A 21,183-nucleotide genomic window follows, 5' to 3' on the forward strand; every position below is an offset into this window, starting at 1 on the left:
CCGGATGGCCTTTTTTTGTAGCGCAGGAAGAGGGTTATTCGGCGATCTGCAACTTGCGCGACTCGGTGTAGACGTAGCGCACCTTCTCGTATTCGAACGGCGAGTTCAGCTGGCCGTAGCGGAAGCTGGTCTGGTAGCGCTTGTCGACGCCGCGCAGGACCCAGATCTCTGGATGGTTGCTGCTGACTTCCGAAACGTTGAGGAAGTTGATCGCCGATTCTGCGGTGAAGTCCACTGCCAGGCCGGCGGTGTCACGCAGGTTCGACGGACCGAAGATCGGCAGCACGAAATAGGCGCCGCCCGGAACCCCGTAGAACCCCAGGGTCTGGCCGAAATCTTCGCTCTGGCGCGGCAGGCCCATGGCGGTTGCCGGGTCCCACAGGCCGGCGATGCCGATGGTGGTGTTGAGCAACAGGCGCCCGGTGGTCTCCATGGAGCGGTGGCCCTTGAGCTGCAGCAGGCTGTTCAACAGGTTGGGCACATCGCCCAGGTTGTTGAAGAAGTTGCTGACGCCGGTGCGCAGGAAGCTGGGGGTGACGTAGCGGTAGCCGTCGACCACCGGCAGGAACACCCATTGATCGAAGCGGTAGTTGAAGTGGTAGACCCGACGGTTCCATGACTCCAGCGGGTCGTACACGTTCAGTGCGTTGAGGGTTGAGCGCTCGAATTCGCGCTGGTCCAGCCCGGCGTTGAACTTGAGTTTCTTCAACGGCTCGGTGAAGCCGTCCGAGTCAACCACGGTCGGCGCGTTGGCTTTGCTGTTGTCGGCTTGGGCATAGCCTGCGCAGAGCAACGCAGCGATTAGCAGGAGATGTTTAGCCACGGAAGAACTCCAGCATGGCGTCGCTGTTGACGCGGTAGTTGAGATTGCCGCAATGGCCGCCATGGGGGTAGACGGTCAGGCGGTCGCCGAAGGTGGTGCGCAGGAAACCCAGGTCGCCAGGGCCGAGGATCACGTCATCGGCGTTATGCATCACGGCGATTTTCGGGCTGTCGTGCAGGTAATCCTTGAGTGCATACAGGCTGACCTGGTCGATCAGTTGCAGCAGGCTGCCGCCGTCGGTGCGCGCGCGCCACATGGGGATCACTTGTTCGGTCAGGTAGCAGTCGAAGTCGCACTGCAGGGCACGCTTGAGGAACGGCGTCAGGCTGGTGCCCTCGCTGATCGGGTATTTGGGCGGGGTGATCAGGCCGCGGCGGTTGATCAGGTCCGAGGTGAAGGCGATATCGGCCGCCGAGAAGCGGAACGAAGTGCCGATCAGCATCGCCATCTGTTCGTTGGTCAGGTGCTGTTTGGACTGCTGGAAGTCGTAGAGCAGCGCATCGTTGAGGTCGATGTAGCCTTTTTGCTGGAAGTAGCGGGTCAGTTTGTTCAGCACCAGTTCATAGAAGGTGGTGCTGTTGTTGATGCCTTTGACTTCGGTCTGCACCAGTTTGTCGAGGTTGCTGATCGAGGTGTACAGGTTGACCGGAGGGTTGAGCAGCAGGACCTTCTTGAAGTTGAAGCTGCGCCGGGTTTCATCCAGTTTGCTGACGAAGGCCGCATCCAGGGCGCCCAGGCTGTAACCGGTGAGGTAGTACTCGGTAATCGGCAGCTTGGGGTTCTGCGCGCGTACGGCCTGCATTACCCGGTACATATCCTCGGCATCTTCCTGGGTGACCCCGGGGGTGGCGAAGCGCGAGGCGGCGCTGATGAAGTCGAAGCTGGTGGGCGACGACAGCTGCACCACGTGATAGCCGGCCTTGTAGTAGAGCTTTTTCAGGTATTCGTTGAGGCTGCTGTCATAGCGCGCGCCGGTGCCGGCGATGAGGAAGATAAGCGGGGCGGCGTGATCCTGCTCGGCGATGCGGTAGGTCAGCTTCTTCACCGCCCAGAAGTTGTCCGGGAGGATGAACTCGCGCTCGGGGCGCAAGGTCAGGCTGCGGTCGGACTGGTTGATATCGTCGTTGGACGGCAGTTCCGGGCGCAGCTCCGGCGGGGTGGTGGCAATGGTCGCTTCGAACGGATTGGTCAAAGGATAGCCATAGCTGGCAGCGTCGATATCGACTGCCAGTGCGGACGCACTCAAGATAAGGCCGCCAAACAGGGCAGCGAAGCGCAAGGAACGGAGCATGACTGAATCCCTTAGAGGAAGGTGCCGGGAGAGGTTCGCAGGCTATGACCACCGGGGTACTGCCGAAGTGCCATGGTTCGGCACAAATATCGGTCAAGACAGGCGGGACCGGGGGTAATAGTAGCCGGACGATACACTTTGCCGCTAATTGCTCACAGTTATATGTGTAACAGGCTTGCTTACCGCTCTCGGGCGATTATGCTGGGCGCCGTTTTCGCTTATCGGAGTGCCTCATGTCCCGTCTTCCCTTGGTTGTGCTGCTTATTGTCCTGCCCCTGTGGCTGGCCGCCAGTTATGGCCTGCGCTACGGCTTTATGGAAGATGCTCGGTGGGTGGGCGTCTGTGTCGATGAGGCGAGCCGCTGGGAGTGCCAGGCACGTTCCACCCTGGGCCTGTGGATTCACTTCAAGGTCATGGGCTGGGCGGCCCTGGTCTCGGCGCTGCTGGCGTTTGTGCTGCCGGGCCGCGGTGGCTGGGGCCTGGCGGTGGTGGCGCTGCTGTGCGGTTTACCGGCGCTGGCGCTGTACAACACCACCCTGGCGGTGTTTGCCGTGGTGATCGCGGCCTTGCGCCTGGTCAGGGCGCCGCGCCAATCGGCCTGATCAAGCGGGGCTCGATAAAAAAGGGATGACTGTCGTCATCCCTTTTTTGTGCCCGTGAGGCCTGAATCGGGATCAGGCCTTGCGTGCCCGCAGGCTGCGCCACATGGCGGCCACCAGCAGCAGGCTGACCAGGGCCCAGGTCCAGGCCTGCTGGTTTTGCAGGCCTTCGCGATACAGCTGCGGAGCAATCCCGGCGCCGACGATAAAGGTCAGCAGGGCGATCTCGCGGCGTGGCACCCGTACCGGGCGGCACAGGTAGACCAGGGCCGGCAGCACCAGGGCCGCACTCGGGAAGCTGCGATAGCGCGGGTCGAACACCAGCTCCAGCATCATCACCGCGGCCGCGAAACCGGCGGCGGTCAGCAACCAGCCAGCGCGTTTCTCCAAGGCAGCGAAGGCGCATCCACGCCAGCCGCTGCGGGTACTCAGGGTCAGGGCCGCGTGGGCCAGCACCAGCAAGTTCAGGCCCAGCAGCAGCGCGGCCCAGAACCACTCGCCGGCAAACCGGCTGGTGACCCGCGTCAGCTCGCCCCAGGCCCCGATGGAGCAGGCGGCGAGGGCGCCCAGCAGTGGCAGCACCAGCGCCGCGCGGGTGCTGCGGACACGGCCGCCTAGCAGCAGGGTCACGAGGAAGATCGCCCCGCCCACGCCCAGCCACACCGGCCAGTAAGGCAGGTTGGATACCGGGCCGGCGAGCACGCCCTTGTCCTGGCGGTCGGCATCGAACAGACCCCAGTAACCGCCGACGGCGCCTTCGCTGGCGCGCTTCCAGGGTTGGTCGAAGGCTTCAATCAGGTTGTAGTGCCAGCCATTGTGCTCGGCCAGGGCGACGAACCCGCGAATGAACTTGGCTTCATTGACCCGGCTCGGCAGGGCGGTTTCACGCTGACGGCCTTCGCTGGGCCAACCCGTTTCGCCGATCATCACGTCCTTGGGTGCGAAGCGGTTGCCGAATACCTGGCGCACCTCGGCAACGTGGTTCAACGCGGCGTCGATATTGGACGGATCATCTTCCCAGTACGGCAGCAAGTGGATAGTCAGGAAGTCCACCGCCGGGGCGATTTCCGGGTGCTTGAGCCAGAACTCCCAGACATCGGCATAGGTCACCGGCTGTTTGACGTTGGCCTTGACCTTGTGGATCAGCTTGGCCAGTTGCGGGCCGGTGACTTCCTTGCGCAGCAGGGCTTCGTTGCCGACGATCACCGAACTCACCACATCCGGGTTGGCGTTGGCCGAGGCGATCAGCAGGTCGACTTCTTTTTCGGTGTCCACCGGGTTGCTGTTGACCCAGGCGCCGATCATCAGCTTCAGGCCGTGCTTGCGCGCCAGGTCCGGCAGGGCTTCAAGGCCGGTCATGGAATAGGTGCGGATGCACTCGAAGCGGGTGGCCAGCAGCGCCAGGTCGGCGTCCATGCGCTCCGGGCGCAGTTTGAACGGCTGGTCGAACGGTGACTGGTCTTTATCGAAAGGGGTGTAGGAGGCGCATTGCAGCTTGTGGCTGGCGCTGGCGACGTCCGGCAGCAGCACCGGCTGGCCGAGGCCGTACCAGAAGCCGCAGATCGCAAACAGGCCAAGCAGGCAGGCAAATAAATAGGGCAGGACAGGGAAGCGGGCTATCGCGGGCATGGTCAGGCCGTCTGGGAGCAAAGCCGGGCATCTTACCTGCATTTGCCGCTGGCTTGGGGCGCCGCATGATTTTGACATGCAAAGTTCGGGCGGGATCGGTATCTGCCCTGGAAGCGGCAGGATTGCTGGCTATCTGATGTCGTTGCTGGCTGCCTTGAGGTCGCAGACAGAGCAGGTTGCAGATGGCCGCAGGTTGATGATCGAAACATCAGTACTCCGCTGATGTTCGAACGGGTTTTGTGGTGAGCGTGAAGGGGGCGCCGTGCACCAGAACAATAGGTTGACGCGGCTCGGCATCCGTCGGGCGCAGCACTTTCGGGGAAGTAACGATGAAGATGCGACGACTCTTAGGCGCAGGTGCCGCTCTGGTACTTGCGATCAGCTCCACCCTGGCCAGCGCCGACAGCAAAACCCTGAGCATCGGCTATGTCGACGGTTGGTCGGACAGCGTGGCGACTACCCATGTGGCGGCTGAAGTGATCAAGCAGAAGCTCGGTTATGACGTCAAATTGCAAGCCGTCGCGACCGGGATCATGTGGCAGGGCGTCGCCACCGGCAAACTCGATGCCATGCTGTCGGCCTGGCTGCCAGTGACCCATGGCGAATACTGGGCGAAGAACAAGGACAAGGTGGTCGACTACGGCCCCAACTTCAAGGACGCGAAAATCGGCCTGATCGTGCCGGAGTATGTGAAAGCCAAGTCCATCGCCGACCTCAAGGACGACACCAGCTTCAAGAACAAGATTGTCGGCATCGACGCCGGATCGGGTGTGATGCTCAAGACCGACCAGGCGATCAAGGATTACGGCCTCGATTACAAACTGCAGGCCAGTTCGGGGGCGGCGATGATTGCCGAGCTGACCCGTGCCGAAGAGAAAAACGAATCGATTGCCGTCACCGGCTGGGTGCCGCACTGGATGTTCGCCAAGTGGAAACTGCGCTTCCTCGACGACCCGAAAGGCGTGTATGGCGCGGCTGAAACCGTCAACAGCATCGGCAGCAAGGGCCTGGAGAAGAAGGCGCCGGAAGTCGTGGCCTTCCTGAAAAAGTTCCAATGGGCCTCGAAAGACGAAATCGGCGAAGTCATGTTGGCCATTCAGGACGGTGCCAAGCCTGATGTAGCAGCGAAAGAGTGGGTGGCCAAACACCCGGAGCGCGTCGCGGAGTGGACTGCTAAATAATCGACGAAGCGTCTAGATTAGGCTTCTCAAGGCTGCTCGGTGTTCGCACCGGGCGGCCTTTGTTTTTTCTTGGGGATAAATTGGCGTCATGACTAATGTCGTTCTAATACTAAGGTCGTCTGGAACCTGCTCCATAGCCGCATAGAGTGGAATGCGTTCCAACTAAAATCTGTGCTGCGAGGATAAAAACAATGAACGACAGCATTTACCTCTCGATTCAAAACAGCCCGCGTTTCAAGGAGCTGGTCAGCAAGAGAGAGCGGTTCGCCTGGATTCTTTCGGCGATCATGCTTGGGCTTTACTCGGGCTTCATTCTATTGATCGCCTATGGACCTCAGATCCTTGGCGCCAAACTCAGTCCAACGTCATCCATCACCTGGGGCATTCCCATCGGTGTCGGGCTGATTCTTTCGGCCTTTGTGCTGACGGCTATCTACGTACGACGCGCCAATGGCGAATTCGACGACCTGAACAATGCGATTCTCAAGGAGGCTCAGCAATGATCCGGCGTCTATTGGCATTACTGGGCGTCGCGGCCTTTGCTCCAAGTGTCTGGGCGGCTGAAGCCCTGACTGGCGAAGTGCATAAACAACCACTCAACGTTTCCGCGATCATCATGTTTGTGGTGTTTGTCGGTGCAACCTTGTGCATCACCTACTGGGCCTCCAAGCGCAACAAGTCGGCGGCCGACTACTATGCGGCAGGCGGCAAGATCACCGGTTTCCAGAACGGCCTGGCCATCGCTGGCGACTACATGTCGGCGGCGTCCTTCCTGGGTATTTCCGCGCTGGTGTTCACCTCCGGTTATGACGGCCTGATCTACTCGATCGGCTTCCTGGTGGGCTGGCCGATCATTCTCTTCCTGATCGCCGAGCGCCTGCGCAACCTGGGCAAATACACCTTTGCCGACGTGGCGTCCTATCGCCTCGGGCAAACCCAGATCCGCTCCCTGTCGGCCTGTGGCTCGCTGGTGGTGGTGGCGTTCTACCTGATTGCGCAGATGGTAGGTGCCGGCAAGCTGATCCAGCTGCTGTTCGGCCTCGACTACCACGTGGCGGTGATCCTGGTGGGGATCCTGATGTGCCTGTACGTGCTGTTCGGCGGCATGCTGGCGACCACCTGGGTACAGATCATCAAGGCCGTGCTGCTGCTGTCCGGTGCCTCGTTCATGGCACTGATGGTGATGAAACACGTCAATTTCGACTTCAACGCGCTGTTTGCCGAGGCGATCAAGGTTCACCCCAAAGGTGAAGCGATCATGAGCCCGGGCGGCCTGGTCAAGGATCCGATCTCGGCCTTCTCCCTCGGTCTGGCATTGATGTTCGGTACCGCTGGCCTGCCACACATCCTGATGCGCTTCTTCACCGTAAGTGACGCGAAAGAAGCTCGCAAAAGCGTGCTGTATGCCACTGGTTTCATCGGTTACTTCTACATCCTGACCTTTATCATCGGCTTCGGCGCGATCCTGCTGGTCAGCACCAACCCGGCCTTCAAGGACGCTGCTGGCGCGCTGTTGGGCGGCAACAACATGGCGGCGGTGCACCTGGCCAATGCCGTAGGCGGCAGCGTGTTCCTGGGCTTCATCTCGGCGGTGGCCTTCGCCACCATTCTGGCGGTGGTTGCCGGCTTGACCCTGGCAGGCGCTTCGGCGGTGTCTCACGACCTGTATGCCAGCGTGATCAAGAAGGGCAAGGCCAACGAGAAGGATGAAATCCGCGTCTCGAAGATCACCACCATCGCGCTGGGCGTCCTGGCGATCGGCCTGGGCATCCTGTTCGAAAGCCAGAACATCGCGTTCATGGTCGGCCTGGCGTTCTCCATTGCCGCCAGCTGCAACTTCCCGGTGCTGCTGCTCTCGATGTACTGGAAGAAGCTCACCACCCGTGGCGCCATGATCGGCGGCTGGCTGGGGCTGGTCAGTGCGGTTGGCCTGATGATCCTGGGCCCAACCATCTGGGTGCAGATCCTGCATCACGAGAAGGCGATCTTCCCGTACGAGTACCCGGCATTGTTCTCGATGATCATTGCCTTCGTCGGGATCTGGTTCTTCTCCATCACTGACAAGTCGGCTGCTGCGGAAAATGAGCGGGCGCTGTTCTTCCCGCAATTCGTCCGCTCGCAAACCGGCCTTGGCGCCAGTGGGGCGGTGTCGCACTAAGGTAGCAAGAGGTATCGGCTTCTATATATAAGCGGCGTTACCCGAAAATGCCCCAGTCGAGAGACTGGGGCATTTTTTGCCTGGGGGAGGGCTGGGGTGGGGCGTAGATCGAGCGCAGCCTGAGGCAGTGGTTACAGAGGGTGGGGGCGCTGTCGGTATGCTGTAGCCGTTGCCACAGCCTGCGCGGGTTGTAAGGTTGTCGACCTTTATCCCGGACACAAAAACGGCCTCTAAAGAGGCCGTAATCGCTGCTGCTAAGACGTTATCGCAAGGCAGATCTTATTTGCGGTCTTCCAGCTTGGTGATATCACGCGACTCGTAACCGGTGTACAGCTGGCGCGGGCGGCCGATCTTGTACGGGCTGGAGAGCATTTCTTTCCAGTGGGAGATCCAGCCAACAGTCCGCGCCAGGGCGAAGATCACGGTGAACATGCTGGTTGGAATGCCGATCGCCTTGAGGATGATCCCCGAGTAGAAGTCGACGTTCGGGTACAGCGAGCGTTCGATGAAATACGGGTCGGTCAGGGCGATCTCTTCCAGGCGCATGGCCAGTTCGAGTTGCGGATCGTTGTTGATCCCCAGTTCCTTGAGCACTTCGTCGCAGGTCTGCTTCATCACGGTGGCGCGCGGGTCGCGGTTCTTGTAAACCCGGTGACCGAAGCCCATCAGCTTGAACGGATCGTTCTTGTCCTTGGCCTTGGCGATGAATTTGTCGATGTTCGAGACATCGCCGATTTCATCGAGCATGGTCAGCACGGCTTCGTTGGCGCCGCCGTGGGCAGGGCCCCAGAGCGCGGCGATACCGGCAGCGATACAGGCGAACGGGTTGGCACCCGAGGAGCCGGCCAGGCGCACGGTGGACGTCGAGGCATTCTGTTCGTGGTCGGCGTGGAGGATGAAGATCCGGTCCATCGCCTTGGCCAGTACCGGGCTGATCGGTTTGATCTCGCACGGGGTGTTGAACATCATGTGCAGGAAGTTTTCCGCGTACGTCAGGTCGTTGCGCGGGTACATCATGGGCTGGCCCATGGAGTACTTGTAAACCATCGCTGCCAGGGTCGGCATCTTGGCGACCAGGCGGATCGCGGAGATTTCGCGATGCTGCGGGTTATTGATGTCCAGGGAGTCGTGGTAGAACGCCGAGAGGGCGCCGACTACGCCGCACATGACGGCCATCGGGTGAGCATCGCGACGGAAGCCGTTGAAGAAGGTCTTCAACTGCTCGTGGACCATGGTGTGGTTTTTCACGGTGCTGACGAACTGGGCCTTCTGTTCCGCTGTTGGCAGTTCGCCATTAAGCAGCAGGTAGCAGGTTTCCAGATAGTCCGACTTTTCAGCCAACTGCTCGATCGGATAGCCACGGTGCAACAGGATGCCGTTGTCGCCGTCGATGTAGGTGATTTTCGACTCGCAGGAAGCGGTCGACATGAAGCCAGGGTCAAAGGTGAAGCGGCCCGTGGCCGTCAGGCCCCGAACATCAATAACATCGGGACCAACGGTGCCGGTTAAAATGGGCAGCTCGACGGGGGCTGCGCCCTCGATGATCAACTGCGCTTTTTTGTCAGCCATGTGGCCTCCTATTTATGCTTGAAATCATCAGACAGACCCCCCACGCAGGGCCCGCACCACTATAGTGAGATAAATCTGAATGTCAATTTGCCTAAAGTCTTGCCCCAGAAGGCTTTAACCGTACTTTTTCCTCGAAATTCCCTGCCATTTACGCCTTTTATACTCGTAACGCAATGCGCTATTAGGGGAAGGCGTTTGCGTTGTCATTAGTAGCCTAACTGTCTATACTCGGCCACCGACCGCCATGGGCTTTTGGGCCTGTTTTGATGGGGGTCGCACTCCCTGGGTGGTGGTTACCTGACCAGTGCACTCCCCAACAACTTTGCCCTGATTGTTAGGGGCTCTTCAGTGTGAAAAAAAGCCGTGAATAGCCAACGACCTGTAAACCTAGACCTAAGGACCATCAAACTCCCCATTACTGGCGTTACGTCATTTCTCCACCGTGTTTCCGGCATCATCCTCTTCCTGGGCCTTGGCATCATGCTTTATGCATTGGGCAAATCCCTGGGTTCCGAGGAAGGTTTCGCCGAGGTGAAGGCATGCTTGACCAGCCCGCTGGCCAAATTCGTTGCGTGGGGCCTGCTGTCCGCCTTGCTGTATCACTTGGTGGCCGGTGTACGCCATCTGATCATGGACATGGGCATCGGTGAGACGCTGGAAGGCGGCAAGCTGGGCTCGAAAATCGTTATCGCCGTATCCGTGGTGATCATCGTTCTGGCGGGAGTTTGGATATGGTAACTAACGTCACGAACCTGTCGCGTTCGGGCCTCTATGACTGGATGGCGCAACGCGTTTCTGCAGTCGTTCTCGCGGCTTATTTCATTTTCCTGATTGGATACCTCGTTGCGAACCCGGGCATGGGCTACGCCCAGTGGCACGCGCTGTTCGCAAACAACGGGATGCGCATCTTCAGTCTGTTGGCTCTGGTTGCTCTGGGCGCTCACGCCTGGGTCGGCATGTGGACCATTTCGACCGACTACCTGACGCCGATGGCGCTGGGCAAGTCCGCGACTGCAGTACGTTTCCTTTTCCAGGCAGTATGCGGCGTTGCAATGTTCGCTTACTTCGTCTGGGGTGTGCAGATTCTCTGGGGTATCTGATTCATGTCTAACATTCCAACTATTTCCTTCGACGCCATCATCATTGGTGGCGGCGGCGCCGGCATGCGTGCCGCACTGCAGCTGGCCCAAGGCGGCCACAAGACTGCAGTGATCACCAAGGTGTTCCCGACCCGTTCGCACACTGTGTCTGCCCAGGGCGGCATCACGTGCGCCATCGCTTCGGCCGACCCGAACGATGACTGGCGCTGGCACATGTACGATACCGTCAAGGGTTCCGACTACATCGGTGACCAGGACGCTATCGAATACATGTGTCAGGAAGGCCCGGCTGCGGTCTTCGAACTGGACCACATGGGTCTGCCGTTCTCGCGTACCGAGCAAGGTCGTATCTACCAGCGTCCATTCGGCGGCCAGTCCAAGGATTACGGTAAAGGTGGCCAGGCTGCCCGTACCTGCGCCGCGTCCGACCGTACCGGCCACGCGCTGCTGCACACCCTTTATCAGGGCAACCTGAAAGCCGGCACCACGTTCCTGAACGAGTACTACGCGGTTGATCTGGTCAAGAACGCACAAGGCGAATTCGTCGGTGTGATCGCCATCTGCATCGAAACCGGTGAAACCACCTACATCCGCGCCAAGGCTACGGTTCTGGCGACCGGCGGTGCAGGTCGTATCTACGCATCGACCACCAATGCCCTGATCAACACCGGTGACGGCGTCGGCATGGCACTGCGAGCAGGCGTTCCGGTACAAGACATCGAAATGTGGCAGTTCCACCCGACCGGCATCGCCGGCGCCGGTGTACTGGTTACCGAAGGTTGCCGTGGTGAAGGTGGTTACCTGATCAACAAGCACGGCGAGCGTTTCATGGAGCGTTATGCTCCGAACGCCAAAGACCTTGCCGGTCGTGACGTTGTTGCCCGTTCGATGGTTAAAGAGATCATCGCCGGTAACGGCTGTGGCCCTAACGGCGACCACGTACTGCTGAAGCTCGATCACCTGGGTGAAGAAGTGCTGCACAGCCGCCTGCCAGGTATCTGCGAGCTGTCCAAGACCTTCGCTCACGTTGACCCGGTGGTTGCTCCGGTTCCGGTTGTTCCAACTTGCCACTATATGATGGGCGGCGTGCCGACCAACATTCATGGCCAGGCGATCACCCAGAATGCCGAAGGCCAGGACGAGATCATTCATGGTCTGTTCGCGGTAGGCGAAGTGGCTTGTGTATCCGTACACGGTGCCAACCGTCTGGGCGGCAACTCGCTGCTCGACCTGGTAGTGTTCGGCCGTGCGGCCGGCCTGCACCTGGAAAAAGCCCTGACCGACGGCATCGAGTACGATGACGCGACCGACGCCAACATCGAGGCCGCCCTGGCGCGTCTGAACGCTCTGAACGAGCGCACTGATGGCGAAGATGTGGCTACCCTGCGTCGCGAGCTGCAAAGCTGCATGCAGAACTACTTCGGTGTGTTCCGTACCGGCGAATACATGCAGAAAGGTATCGCCCAGCTGGCCGACCTGCGCACGCGTATCGCCAACGTCAAGATCAACGATAAGAGCCAGGCGTTCAACACCGCTCGTATCGAAGCCCTTGAGCTGCAAAACCTGTTGGAAGTGGCTGAAGCGACTGCGATCGCCGCCGAGGTTCGTAAAGAATCCCGTGGTGCTCACGCTCGTGAAGACTTTGAAGATCGCGACGACGAAAACTGGTTGTGCCACACCCTGTACTTCCCGGGTGACAAGCGCGTAACCAAGCGTGCCGTGAACTTCTCGCCGAAGACGGTTCCGACGTTTGAACCGAAGATTCGGACTTACTAAGGGTGGCTGCCATGTTGAAAGTCAGTGTTTATCGCTACAACCCTGATCAGGACGCTGCGCCGTTCATGCAGGAATTTTCGGTCGATACCGGTGGTAAAGACCTGATGGTGCTGGATGTGCTGGCCCTGATCAAAGAGCAGGACGAAGGTTTCTCCTATCGTCGCTCTTGCCGTGAAGGTGTTTGCGGTTCGGATGGCATGAACATCAACGGCAAAAACGGTCTGGCGTGCGTTACGCCGCTGTCCGCTGTCGTAAAAGGTAACAAGCTGGTCATTCGTCCGCTGCCAGGTTTGCCGGTTATCCGTGACCTGGTCGTCGATATGAGCATCTTCTACAAGCAATACGAGAAGGTTAAGCCATTCCTGCAGAACGACACGCCGGCTCCGGCCATCGAACGTCTGCAGTCCCCGGAAGAACGCGAAAAGCTCGACGGTCTGTACGAGTGCATCCTGTGCGCTTGCTGCTCGACTTCCTGCCCGTCCTTCTGGTGGAACCCGGACAAGTTCCTGGGTCCAGCTGCTCTGCTGCAAGCCTACCGCTTCCTGGCAGACAGCCGCGATACCAAGACTTCCGAGCGACTGGCTTCGCTGGATGACCCATTCAGCGTATTCCGCTGCCGTGGGATCATGAACTGCGTCAACGTTTGTCCGAAGGGCCTGAACCCGACTAAGGCCATCGGTCACATTCGTAACATGCTGCTGCAAAGCGGCGTTTGATTCAGCTGCTGTACCCGTAGACCGCTGTACCGTAGATGCTGCGGCGCAGGCTTCAACCGGCGCCGTAGTTTTAACCTGAGTAGCAGCTCACAAAGCTGCCGCTCTATATTTTGAAGAAATGAGACAAGCAGGGGCATCCGGGCTGGTACCCGGACTATCAGCGTGATCCTAAGTGGCTTGTTTTGGTCGCTGCACTCGGACTTCTGCAAGTTTGCTCGGTGTCTTCGCCGGTGGTGTTCCCCTAACCGAGGGTGACCAAGCATGCAAGAAAGCGTGATGCAGCGCATGTGGAACAGCGCCTACCTATCCGGTAGTAACGCTGCCTATGTGGAAGAGCTCTACGAGCTCTACCTGCACGACCCTAACGCTGTGCCAGAAGAGTGGCGCACTTACTTTCAGAAGTTGCCTACCGAAGGCAGCACTGCCATCGATGTTTCGCACTCGACAATCCGCGATCATTTCGTCTTGCTGGCAAAGAACCAGCGCCGCGCTCAACCGGTATCCGCCGGTAGCGTGAGCAGTGAGCACGAGAAGAAGCAAGTTGAAGTGCTGCGATTGATCCAGGCCTACCGTATGCGGGGCCACCAAGCAGCCCAGCTTGACCCGCTGGGGCTGTGGCAGCGTCCTGCACCTGCAGACCTGTCGATCAATCATTACGGCTTGACCAATGCCGATCTTGATACGACCTTCCGTGCCGGCGACCTGTTCATCGGCAAAGAGGAAGCGAGCCTACGCGAAATTCACGAAGCGTTGCAGCAGACATATTGCCGCACCATCGGCGCTGAATTTACCCATATCGTCGATACCGAGCAGCGCCACTGGTTCCAGCAGCGTCTGGAAAGCGTGCGTGGTCGCCCAACGTACTCCGCCGATATCAAGGGCCACCTGCTTGAGCGCGTAACTGCAGCTGAAGGCCTGGAAAAATACCTGGGTACCAAATACCCGGGTACCAAGCGTTTCGGCCTGGAAGGCGGCGAGAGCCTGATTCCGTTGCTCGACGAGCTGATCCAGCGTTCCGGTTCCTACGGCACCAAGGAAATCGTCATCGGCATGGCCCACCGTGGTCGCCTGAACGTGTTGGTCAACACCTTTGGCAAGAACCCGCGTGAGCTGTTCGACGAGTTCGAAGGCAAGAAGAAGGTCGAGCTGGGGTCCGGTGACGTCAAATACCACCAGGGCTTCTCGTCCAACGTCATGACTGCCGGCGGTGAAGTTCACCTGGCCATGGCTTTCAACCCGTCCCACCTGGAAATCGTTTCCCCGGTGGTCGAAGGTTCGGTACGTGCTCGTCAGGATCGTCGTAACGACGCCAATGGCGACAAGGTCCTGCCGATTTCCATCCACGGTGACGCTGCATTCGCAGGTCAGGGCGTGGTCATGGAAACCTTCCAGATGTCGCAGACTCGCGGCTTCAAGACTGGCGGTACGATCCACCTGGTGATCAACAACCAGGTTGGCTTCACCATCAGCAACCCGCTGGACTCGCGTTCCACCGAGTACGCTACCGACGTTGCGAAAATGATCCAGGCGCCGATCCTCCATGTGAATGGTGATGATCCGGAAGCCGTATTGTTCGTGACCCAGTTGGCCATCGATTACCGCATGCAGTACAAGCGCGATGTCGTGATCGACCTCGTCTGCTACCGTCGCCGCGGTCACAACGAAGCGGATGAGCCGAGCGGCACCCAGCCGCTGATGTACCAGCAAATCGCCAAGCAGCGCACTACCCGTGAGCTGTATGCCGAACGCCTGACTCAGGCCGGTGTGGTGGATGATGCCCGTGTTCAGGCCAAGATCGATGAATACCGCAACGCGCTGGACAACGGCCTGCATGTTGTAAAAAGCCTGGTCAAAGAGCCGAACAAGGAGCTGTTCGTCGACTGGCGTCCATACCTGGGCCACGCCTGGACCGCGCGTCACGACACCACGTTCGATCTCAAGACCCTGCAAGAGCTGTCTGCCAAGCTGCTGGAAATTCCGGAAGGCTTCGTGGTTCAGCGTCAGGTTGCGAAGATCTACGAAGACCGTCAGAAAATGCAAGCCGGCGGCCTGCCGATCAACTGGGGTTATGCCGAAACCATGGCGTACGCGACCCTGGCGTTCGAAGGTCACCCGATTCGCATGACCGGCCAGGACATCGGCCGCGGTACGTTCTCGCACCGCCATGCGGTCTTGCACAACCAGAAAGACGCGGGCACCTACATCCCGTTGCAGCATCTGTACGAAGGCCAGCCACGTTTCGACCTGTACGATTCGTTCCTGTCCGAAGAAGCTGTATTGGCGTTCGAGTATGGTTACTCGACCACCACGCCAAATGCCCTGGTTATCTGGGAAGCTCAGTTCGGCGATTTCGCCAACGGTGCCCAGGTGGTTATCGACCAGTTCATCACCAGTGGCGAGCACAAGTGGGGCCGTCTCTGCGGTCTGACCATGCTGCTGCCGCACGGTTATGAAGGGCAGGGGCCGGAGCACTCCTCGGCTCGTCTGGAGCGTTACCTGCAGCTGTGCGCCGAGCACAACATTCAGGTGTGCGTACCGACGACCCCAGCTCAGATCTACCACCTGCTGCGTCGCCAGGTCATTCGCCCACTGCGCAAGCCGTTGGTAGTCCTGACTCCGAAGTCGCTGTTGCGTCATAAATTGGCCATCTCGACCCTGGAAGATCTGGCGGAAGGTTCGTTCCAGACCGTTATTCCGGAAATCGATGCCCAGGACCCGAAAAAGGTCGGTCGCATCGTACTGGCGAGCGGCAAGGTCTATTACGACCTGCTGGAAAAACGCCGTGCCGAAGGTCGTGACGACATCGCTATCGTGCGTCTTGAGCAGCTGTACCCATTCCCTGAGGACGACTTGATTGAAGTCCTGGCTCCTTACTCCAACCTCAAACACATCGTTTGGTGTCAGGAAGAGCCGATGAATCAGGGTGCCTGGTACTGCAGCCAGCATCACATGCGTCGCATCATCAGCGGTCACAACAAGTCGCTCGTACTCGAGTACGCGGGCCGTGACGCTTCTGCTGCACCTGCTTGTGGTTATGCATCGATGCACGCTGAGCAGCAGGCAAAACTGCTGCAAGATGCCTTTACTGTTTAACGCCTTCGCGCTGACTGAAACCGAATTTTAAGGAACCACAGATAATGGCTATCGAGATCAAAGCCCCCACTTTCCCGGAATCGGTTGCCGATGGCACCGTTGCCACCTGGCACAAACAACCGGGCGATGCTGTCAAGCGTGACGACCTGATCGTCGATATCGAAACTGACAAAGTCGTACTGGAAGTGTTGGCCACTGCTGACGGCGTGCTGGGCGCTATCGTCAAGAACGAAGGCGACACCGTTCTGTCCGACGAAGTCCTGGGCTCCATCGTGGAAGGTGGCGCTGCCGCCGCCGCTCCGGCCGCTGCTGCTGCACCTGCTGCCGCACAGGCCGCTGCTCCAGCCGCTGCTGGCGAAGACGATCCTGTTGCTGCTCCAGCCGCGCGCAAGCTGGCTGAAGAAAACGGTATCAACATCACCTCCGTTGCCGGCACTGGCAAAGGCGGCCGTGTGACCAAGGAAGACGTGGTAGCTGCTGTTGCCGCCAAGAAAGCCGCTCCGGCTGCCGCTCCTGCCAAGGCTGCTGCTCCTGCTGCCGCTGCCCCGGTATTCGCTGCCGGTGATCGCGTCGAGAAGCGCGTACCGATGACCCGTCTGCGGGCCAAGGTTGCCGAGCGTCTGGTTGAAGCTCAATCGAACATGGCGATGCTGACCACTTTCAACGAAGTCGACATGACTGAAGTCATGGCCCTGCGTTCGAAGTACAAGGACCTGTTCGAGAAGTCCCACAACGGCGTACGCCTGGGCTTCATGTCGTTCTTCGTGAAAGCGGCTACCGAAGCGCTGAAGCGTTTCCCGGCAGTCAACGCCTCGATCGATGGCGCGGACATCGTTTACCACGGCTACGCCGACGTCGGTGTTGCCGTGTCCAGCGACCGTGGCCTGGTAGTGCCGGTTCTGCGTAACGCCGAACTGATGAGCCTGGCTGAAATCGAAGGCGGCATCGCCACCTTCGGCAAGAAAGCCCGCGACGGCAAGCTGTCGATGGAAGAGATGACTGGCGGTACCTTCACTATCACCAACGGTGGTACTTTCGGTTCCATGATGTCGACCCCGATCGTCAACCCGCCGCAAGCGGCCATCCTGGGCATGCACAACATTCTGCAGCGTCCTATGGCGATCAACGGTCAGGTCGTTATCCGTCCGATGATGTACCTGGCACTGTCCTACGATCACCGCCTGATCGATGGTAAAGAAGCTGTGACTTTCCTGGTTACCATCAAAAACCTGCTGGAAGACCCGGCTCGTCTGCTGCTGGATATCTAAAAAGCAGCGGCAAGCTGCAAGTGGCAAGCCTCAAGCTCAAGAGCTGCTGGGCTTCGAACTTGCAGCTTGCGGCTTGTAGCTTGTTGCTAAAAGGGAACCTTTTATGACACAGAAATTTGACGTTGTAGTTATTGGTGCGGGCCCTGGTGGCTACGTAGCCGCGATCAAGGCTGCACAGCTGGGCCTCAGCACTGCCTGCATCGAGAAATACACCGACAAAGAAGGCAAGCTGGCCCTCGGCGGTACTTGCTTGAACGTAGGCTGCATTCCTTCCAAGGCGCTGCTGGACAGCTCCTGGAAATTCCACGAAGCCCAAGACGGTTTCGCGATCCACGGTATCAATCACGCTGGCGTGACCATGGACGTATCGGCGATGGTCGGCCGCAAGGCCAACATCGTCAAAGGCCTGACTTCCGGCGTTGCCACCCTGTTCAAAGCCAACGGCGTGACCTCTATCCAGGGTCACGGCAAGTTGCTGGCTGGCAAGAAAGTCGAAGTGACCAAGCCTGACGGTTCGGTTGAAGTGATCGAAGCCGAAAACGTGATCCTGGCTCCAGGTTCGCGTCCAATCGACATTCCACCGGCCCCAGTCGATCAGAACGTGATCGTCGATTCCACCGGCGCTCTGGAATTCCAAGCTGTACCAAAACGTCTGGGCGTGATCGGCGCTGGCGTCATCGGCCTGGAACTGGGTTCGGTATGGTCGCGCCTGGGTGCCCAGGTGACCGTTCTGGAAGCCCTGGATACCTTCCTGATGGCTGCAGACGCTGCCGTTTCCAAGGAAGCGCTGAAAACCCTGACCAAACAAGGTCTGGACATCAAGCTGGGTGCTCGCGTTACCGGTTCCAAGGTCAATGGCGAAGAAGTCGTAGTGACTTACACCGACGCCAATGGCGAGCAGACCATTACTTTCGACAAGCTGATCGTAGCCGTTGGTCGCCGTCCGGTGACCACCGATCTGCTGGCTGCTGATTGCGGCGTGACCCTCGACGAGCGCGGTTTCGTGCACGTTGATGATCACTGCGCCACTACCGTACCGGGCGTTTACGCCATCGGTGACGTGGTTCGCGGCATGATGCTGGCTCACAAGGCCTCGGAAGAGGGCATCATGGTTGTCGAGCGCATCAAGGGTCACAAGGCTCAGATGAACTATGACCTGATCCCTTCGGTTATTTATACTCACCCGGAAATCGCGTGGGTCGGTAAAACCGAGCAGGCCTTGAAAGCTGAAGGCGTTGAAGTTAACGTCGGCACCTTCCCGTTTGCAGCCAGTGGCCGTGCCATGGCCGCCAACGACACCGGCGGTTTCGTCAAAGTGATCGCCGATGCCAAGACTGATCGCGTATTGGGCGTCCATGTGATTGGCCCAAGCGCTGCGGAACTGGTTCAGCAAGGTGCAATCGGCATGGAATTCGGCACCAGTGCCGAAGACCTGGGCATGATGGTTTTCTCCCATCCGACCCTGTCCGAAGCCCTGCACGAAGCAGCATTGGCAGTGAATGGCGGCGCCATCCACATCGCCAACCGCAAAAAGCGTTAAGACAATAAGAAACCACGGCGGATTGCCCGTCGTGAGCCTTGCGAGCAAGACTCACCGCGGAACATCCGCTGGACTCGACCTCATGGGATCGCTTCAGCGCTGTACCAGAGCCACGGCTCCGGGTTCAGGGCTGGAGATGTCCGGTGAGTAGCGGTCACAGGTGGCGCGGCACTTATCAACAGTGCAGCGCCGAATGCGCAGTACCTAACGAAGACGGTAAAAAGCATGAATCTTCACGAGTATCAGGGTAAGCAGCTGTTCGCTGAGTACGGCCTGCCAGTATCCAAAGGTTACGCGGTAGACACCCCCGAAGCAGCAGCAGAAGCTTGCGACAAGATCGGCGGCACCGAGTGGGTTGTCAAAGCCCAGGTTCACGCAGGCGGTCGCGGTAAAGCGGGCGGCGTTAAGCTGGTTCGCAGCAAAGAAGACGCTAAAGCATTCGCTCAACAGTGGTTGGGCAAGCGTCTGGTGACTTACCAGACTGACGCCAATGGTCAGCCAGTCACCAAGATCCTGGTTGAATCGTGCACTGATATCGCTAAAGAGCTGTACCTGGGCGCTGTCGTTGACCGTTCGAGCCGTCGCATCGTGTTCATGGCTTCCACCGAAGGTGGCGTGGACATCGAGAAAATCGCTCACGATACCCCTGAGAAAATCCTCAAGGCCACTATCGATCCACTGGTTGGCGCTCAGCCATTCCAGGGTCGCGAGCTGGCATTCCAGCTGGGCCTGGAAGGCAAGCAAGTCACTCAGTTCGCCAAGATTTTCGTAGGCCTGGCCAAGCTGTTCCAGGACCACGATCTGGCTCTGCTGGAAGTGAACCCGCTGGTGATCAAGGCTGACGGCGATCTGCATTGCCTCGATGCCAAGATCAACATCGACGCCAACGCCATGTACCGTCAGCCTAAGCTGAAGACTTTCCACGATCCGTCGCAAGACGATCCGCGCGAGGCGCACGCTGCCAAGTTCGAACTGAACTACGTAGCCCTGGAAGGCAACATCGGTTGCATGGTCAACGGTGCTGGCCTGGCCATGGGTACCATGGACATCGTCAACCTGCATGGCGGCAAACCAGCCAACTTCCTCGACGTAGGTGGTGGCGCTACCAAGGAACGCGTTACCGAAGCGTTCAAGATCATCCTGTCCGACACCAACGTCGCTGCAGTATTGGTCAACATCTTCGGCGGCATCGTTCGTTGCGACATGATTGCCGAAGGCATCATCGGTGCAGTGAAAGAAGTCGGCGTGAAAATCCCGGTTGTTGTTCGCCTTGAAGGTAACAACGCTGAACTGGGCGCTAAAGTACTGGCAGAAAGCGGCTTGAACATTATCGCTGCTACCAGCCTGACCGACGCTGCTCAACAAGTTGTCAAAGCTGCGGAGGGCAAATAATGAGCGTCCTGATCAATAAAGACACCAAAGTTATCTGCCAGGGTATTACCGGTTCGCAAGGTAGTTTCCACACCCAGCAAGCTCTGGAATACGGCACCAAGATGGTGGGTGGTGTAACGCCTGGTAAAGGCGGCACCGAGCACCTGGGTCTGCCAGTGTTCAACACCGTGAAAGACGCTGTAGCTGCCACTGGCGCCACCGCCAGCGTGATCTACGTTCCAGCTCCTTTCTGCAAGGACTCCATCCTGGAAGCAGCATTCGGCGGCATCAAGCTGATCGTTTGCATCACTGAAGGCATTCCTACCCTGGATATGCTGGATGCCAAGGTCAAGTGCGACGAGCTGGGCGTAGTCCTGATCGGTCCTAACTGCCCAGGCGTGATCACTCCAGGCGAATGCAAGATCGGCATCATGCCAGGTCACATTCACTTGCCAGGCAAGGTCGGTATCGTTTCCCGTTCCGGCACCCTGACCTACGAAGCTGTGAAGCAGACCACTGACGCCGGTTTCGGTCAGTCGACTTGCGTCGGCATCGGCGGTGACCCGATCCCAGGCTCGAACTTCATCGACATCCTGAAGCTGTTCCAGGAAGACCCGAAGACCGAAGCGATCGTCATGATCGGCGAGATCGGCGGTTCGGCTGAAGAAGAAGCCGCTGCCTACATCAAGGCCAACGTGACCAAGCCGGTTGTTTCCTACATCGCTGGTGTGACTGCCCCTGCGGGCAAGCGCATGGGCCATGCTGGCGCAATCATCTCCGGCGGCAAGGGTACTGCAGACGAGAAGTTTGCTGCCCTGGAAGACGCAGGCGTGAAAACCGTGCGTTCGCTGGCAGACATCGGCAAGGCTCTGTCCGAGCTGACCGGTTGGGCTATCAAGTAAGCCTCGCGCTTAGCTGAAACCCCTAACGACAAAAGCCACCTTTGGGTGGCTTTTGTTGTTTTAGGGGCCGCTACAAGCGGCAAGTTTGTAGCTTCAAGCTTGAAGCCCAAGGCCGTCGTTTGCCGCTTATGGCTGCTTTTCTTTCAAAAACGCGACACGCAAATGTC

17 protein-coding genes are annotated in these 21,183 nt (G+C 58.9%); 13 read left to right on the forward strand and 4 right to left on the reverse strand.

What is annotated here, in order from left to right; genetic code table 11:
• Positions 1–34 precede the first annotated feature (34 nt).
• Both JFU57_RS16475 and JFU57_RS16480 read right to left on the reverse strand, forming a co-directional pair.
• Positions 35–823 carry an MlaA family lipoprotein gene (locus JFU57_RS16475; RefSeq protein WP_201130069.1) on the reverse strand — a complete coding sequence of 263 codons (789 nt, stop codon included), beginning with the start codon at positions 821–823 and terminating at the stop codon, positions 35–37.
• Positions 816–2,114 (reverse strand): lipoprotein, encoded by a 1,299-nt coding sequence (locus tag JFU57_RS16480; RefSeq protein ID WP_020299236.1) that lies wholly within the window; start codon positions 2,112–2,114, stop codon positions 816–818. Before JFU57_RS16480 ends, JFU57_RS16475 begins: the two co-directional genes overlap by 8 nt.
• Before the next feature lie 233 nt (positions 2,115–2,347).
• Here JFU57_RS16480 and JFU57_RS16485 point away from each other — a divergent pair, with 233 nt between their 5' ends.
• Complete coding sequence (locus tag JFU57_RS16485) at positions 2,348–2,716, forward strand: hypothetical protein (RefSeq protein WP_201130070.1); 369 nt, start codon at positions 2,348–2,350, stop codon at positions 2,714–2,716.
• Positions 2,717–2,788: 72 nt separating this feature from the next.
• Here the strand turns inward: JFU57_RS16485 and JFU57_RS16490 are convergent, their stop codons facing one another.
• Entirely contained in the window at positions 2,789–4,384 is a 1,596-nt protein-coding gene (locus JFU57_RS16490) for a glycoside hydrolase family 17 protein (protein ID WP_201130071.1), read from the reverse strand.
• Between the two features lie 287 nt (positions 4,385–4,671).
• On the opposite strand from JFU57_RS16490, the gene JFU57_RS16495 reads away from it, so the two are divergent.
• The 3 genes from JFU57_RS16495 (at position 4,672) to JFU57_RS16505 (ending at position 7,681) form a co-directional block, all read left to right on the forward strand.
• Positions 4,672–5,523, forward strand: a complete 852-nt coding sequence (locus tag JFU57_RS16495) for a glycine betaine ABC transporter substrate-binding protein (RefSeq protein WP_078471026.1) — start codon at positions 4,672–4,674, stop codon at positions 5,521–5,523.
• 191 nt (positions 5,524–5,714) lie between these two features.
• On the forward strand, positions 5,715–6,026 hold the full coding sequence (locus JFU57_RS16500) for a DUF485 domain-containing protein (RefSeq protein WP_020299232.1): 312 nt from the start codon (positions 5,715–5,717) through the stop codon (positions 6,024–6,026).
• Positions 6,023–7,681: a cation acetate symporter gene (locus JFU57_RS16505; RefSeq protein ID WP_078471027.1), complete on the forward strand. Its 1,659-nt coding sequence runs from the start codon at positions 6,023–6,025 to the stop codon at positions 7,679–7,681. The genes JFU57_RS16500 and JFU57_RS16505 overlap by 4 nt, the downstream gene beginning before the upstream one ends.
• Positions 7,682–7,960: 279 nt before the next feature.
• Here JFU57_RS16505 and gltA read toward each other — a convergent pair whose 3' ends face one another.
• Positions 7,961–9,250, reverse strand: a complete 1,290-nt coding sequence (gltA, locus tag JFU57_RS16510) for a citrate synthase (protein WP_003222994.1) — start codon at positions 9,248–9,250, stop codon at positions 7,961–7,963.
• Positions 9,251–9,613: 363 nt separating this feature from the next.
• Between gltA and sdhC the strand changes: the two genes are divergently transcribed.
• The 9 genes from sdhC (at position 9,614) to sucD (ending at position 21,016) form a co-directional block, all read left to right on the forward strand.
• Positions 9,614–9,988: a succinate dehydrogenase, cytochrome b556 subunit gene (gene sdhC, locus JFU57_RS16515; RefSeq protein WP_020299230.1), complete on the forward strand. Its 375-nt coding sequence runs from the start codon at positions 9,614–9,616 to the stop codon at positions 9,986–9,988.
• A complete protein-coding gene (gene sdhD / locus JFU57_RS16520) occupies positions 9,982–10,350 on the forward strand; it encodes a succinate dehydrogenase, hydrophobic membrane anchor protein (RefSeq protein WP_020299229.1) in 369 nt (122 codons plus the stop codon). The genes sdhC and sdhD overlap by 7 nt, the downstream gene beginning before the upstream one ends.
• Positions 10,351–10,353: 3 nt before the next feature.
• Positions 10,354–12,126: a succinate dehydrogenase flavoprotein subunit gene (gene sdhA, locus JFU57_RS16525; RefSeq protein WP_078471028.1), complete on the forward strand. Its 1,773-nt coding sequence runs from the start codon at positions 10,354–10,356 to the stop codon at positions 12,124–12,126.
• 11 nt (positions 12,127–12,137) lie between these two features.
• On the forward strand, positions 12,138–12,842 hold the full coding sequence (locus JFU57_RS16530; RefSeq protein WP_020299227.1) for a succinate dehydrogenase iron-sulfur subunit: 705 nt from the start codon (positions 12,138–12,140) through the stop codon (positions 12,840–12,842).
• A gap of 261 nt (positions 12,843–13,103) precedes the next feature.
• A complete protein-coding gene (locus JFU57_RS16535; RefSeq protein ID WP_078471029.1) occupies positions 13,104–15,935 on the forward strand; it encodes a 2-oxoglutarate dehydrogenase E1 component in 2,832 nt (943 codons plus the stop codon).
• A gap of 44 nt (positions 15,936–15,979) precedes the next feature.
• Positions 15,980–17,203: a 2-oxoglutarate dehydrogenase complex dihydrolipoyllysine-residue succinyltransferase gene (gene odhB, locus JFU57_RS16540; RefSeq protein WP_201130072.1), complete on the forward strand. Its 1,224-nt coding sequence runs from the start codon at positions 15,980–15,982 to the stop codon at positions 17,201–17,203.
• Between the two features lie 103 nt (positions 17,204–17,306).
• Positions 17,307–18,743 (forward strand): dihydrolipoyl dehydrogenase, encoded by a 1,437-nt coding sequence (gene lpdA / locus JFU57_RS16545; protein ID WP_078471031.1) that lies wholly within the window; start codon positions 17,307–17,309, stop codon positions 18,741–18,743.
• 225 nt (positions 18,744–18,968) lie between these two features.
• On the forward strand, positions 18,969–20,135 hold the full coding sequence (gene sucC, locus JFU57_RS16550) for an ADP-forming succinate--CoA ligase subunit beta (RefSeq protein WP_020299223.1): 1,167 nt from the start codon (positions 18,969–18,971) through the stop codon (positions 20,133–20,135).
• Positions 20,135–21,016: a succinate--CoA ligase subunit alpha gene (gene sucD, locus JFU57_RS16555; protein ID WP_020299222.1), complete on the forward strand. Its 882-nt coding sequence runs from the start codon at positions 20,135–20,137 to the stop codon at positions 21,014–21,016. Before sucC ends, sucD begins: the two co-directional genes overlap by 1 nt.
• The last annotated feature ends 167 nt before the right edge of the window (positions 21,017–21,183 follow it).

This window comes from Pseudomonas sp. TH07 (assembly GCF_016651285.1).
In the GTDB taxonomy this organism is placed as follows: Bacteria; Pseudomonadota; Gammaproteobacteria; order Pseudomonadales; family Pseudomonadaceae; genus Aquipseudomonas.

What these genes read in the sequence shown, in the direction of transcription:
- JFU57_RS16485 (WP_201130070.1), top strand. Translation starts at nt 2,348, where the DNA reads ATGTCCCGTCTTCCCTTGGTTGTGCTGCTTATTGTCCTGCCCCTGTGG.
- lpdA (WP_078471031.1), top strand. Translation starts at nt 17,307, where the DNA reads ATGACACAGAAATTTGACGTTGTAGTTATTGGTGCGGGCCCTGGTGGC.
- JFU57_RS16480 (WP_020299236.1), bottom strand. Translation starts at nt 2,114, where the DNA reads ATGCTCCGTTCCTTGCGCTTCGCTGCCCTGTTTGGCGGCCTTATCTTG.
- sucC (WP_020299223.1), top strand. Translation starts at nt 18,969, where the DNA reads ATGAATCTTCACGAGTATCAGGGTAAGCAGCTGTTCGCTGAGTACGGC.
- sdhD (WP_020299229.1), top strand. Translation starts at nt 9,982, where the DNA reads ATGGTAACTAACGTCACGAACCTGTCGCGTTCGGGCCTCTATGACTGG.
- odhB (WP_201130072.1), top strand. Translation starts at nt 15,980, where the DNA reads ATGGCTATCGAGATCAAAGCCCCCACTTTCCCGGAATCGGTTGCCGAT.
- JFU57_RS16495 (WP_078471026.1), top strand. Translation starts at nt 4,672, where the DNA reads ATGAAGATGCGACGACTCTTAGGCGCAGGTGCCGCTCTGGTACTTGCG.
- JFU57_RS16530 (WP_020299227.1), top strand. Translation starts at nt 12,138, where the DNA reads ATGTTGAAAGTCAGTGTTTATCGCTACAACCCTGATCAGGACGCTGCG.
- JFU57_RS16490 (WP_201130071.1), bottom strand. Translation starts at nt 4,384, where the DNA reads ATGCAGGTAAGATGCCCGGCTTTGCTCCCAGACGGCCTGACCATGCCC.
- JFU57_RS16505 (WP_078471027.1), top strand. Translation starts at nt 6,023, where the DNA reads ATGATCCGGCGTCTATTGGCATTACTGGGCGTCGCGGCCTTTGCTCCA.
- JFU57_RS16535 (WP_078471029.1), top strand. Translation starts at nt 13,104, where the DNA reads ATGCAAGAAAGCGTGATGCAGCGCATGTGGAACAGCGCCTACCTATCC.
- sucD (WP_020299222.1), top strand. Translation starts at nt 20,135, where the DNA reads ATGAGCGTCCTGATCAATAAAGACACCAAAGTTATCTGCCAGGGTATT.
- gltA (WP_003222994.1), bottom strand. Translation starts at nt 9,250, where the DNA reads ATGGCTGACAAAAAAGCGCAGTTGATCATCGAGGGCGCAGCCCCCGTC.
- JFU57_RS16500 (WP_020299232.1), top strand. Translation starts at nt 5,715, where the DNA reads ATGAACGACAGCATTTACCTCTCGATTCAAAACAGCCCGCGTTTCAAG.
- sdhA (WP_078471028.1), top strand. Translation starts at nt 10,354, where the DNA reads ATGTCTAACATTCCAACTATTTCCTTCGACGCCATCATCATTGGTGGC.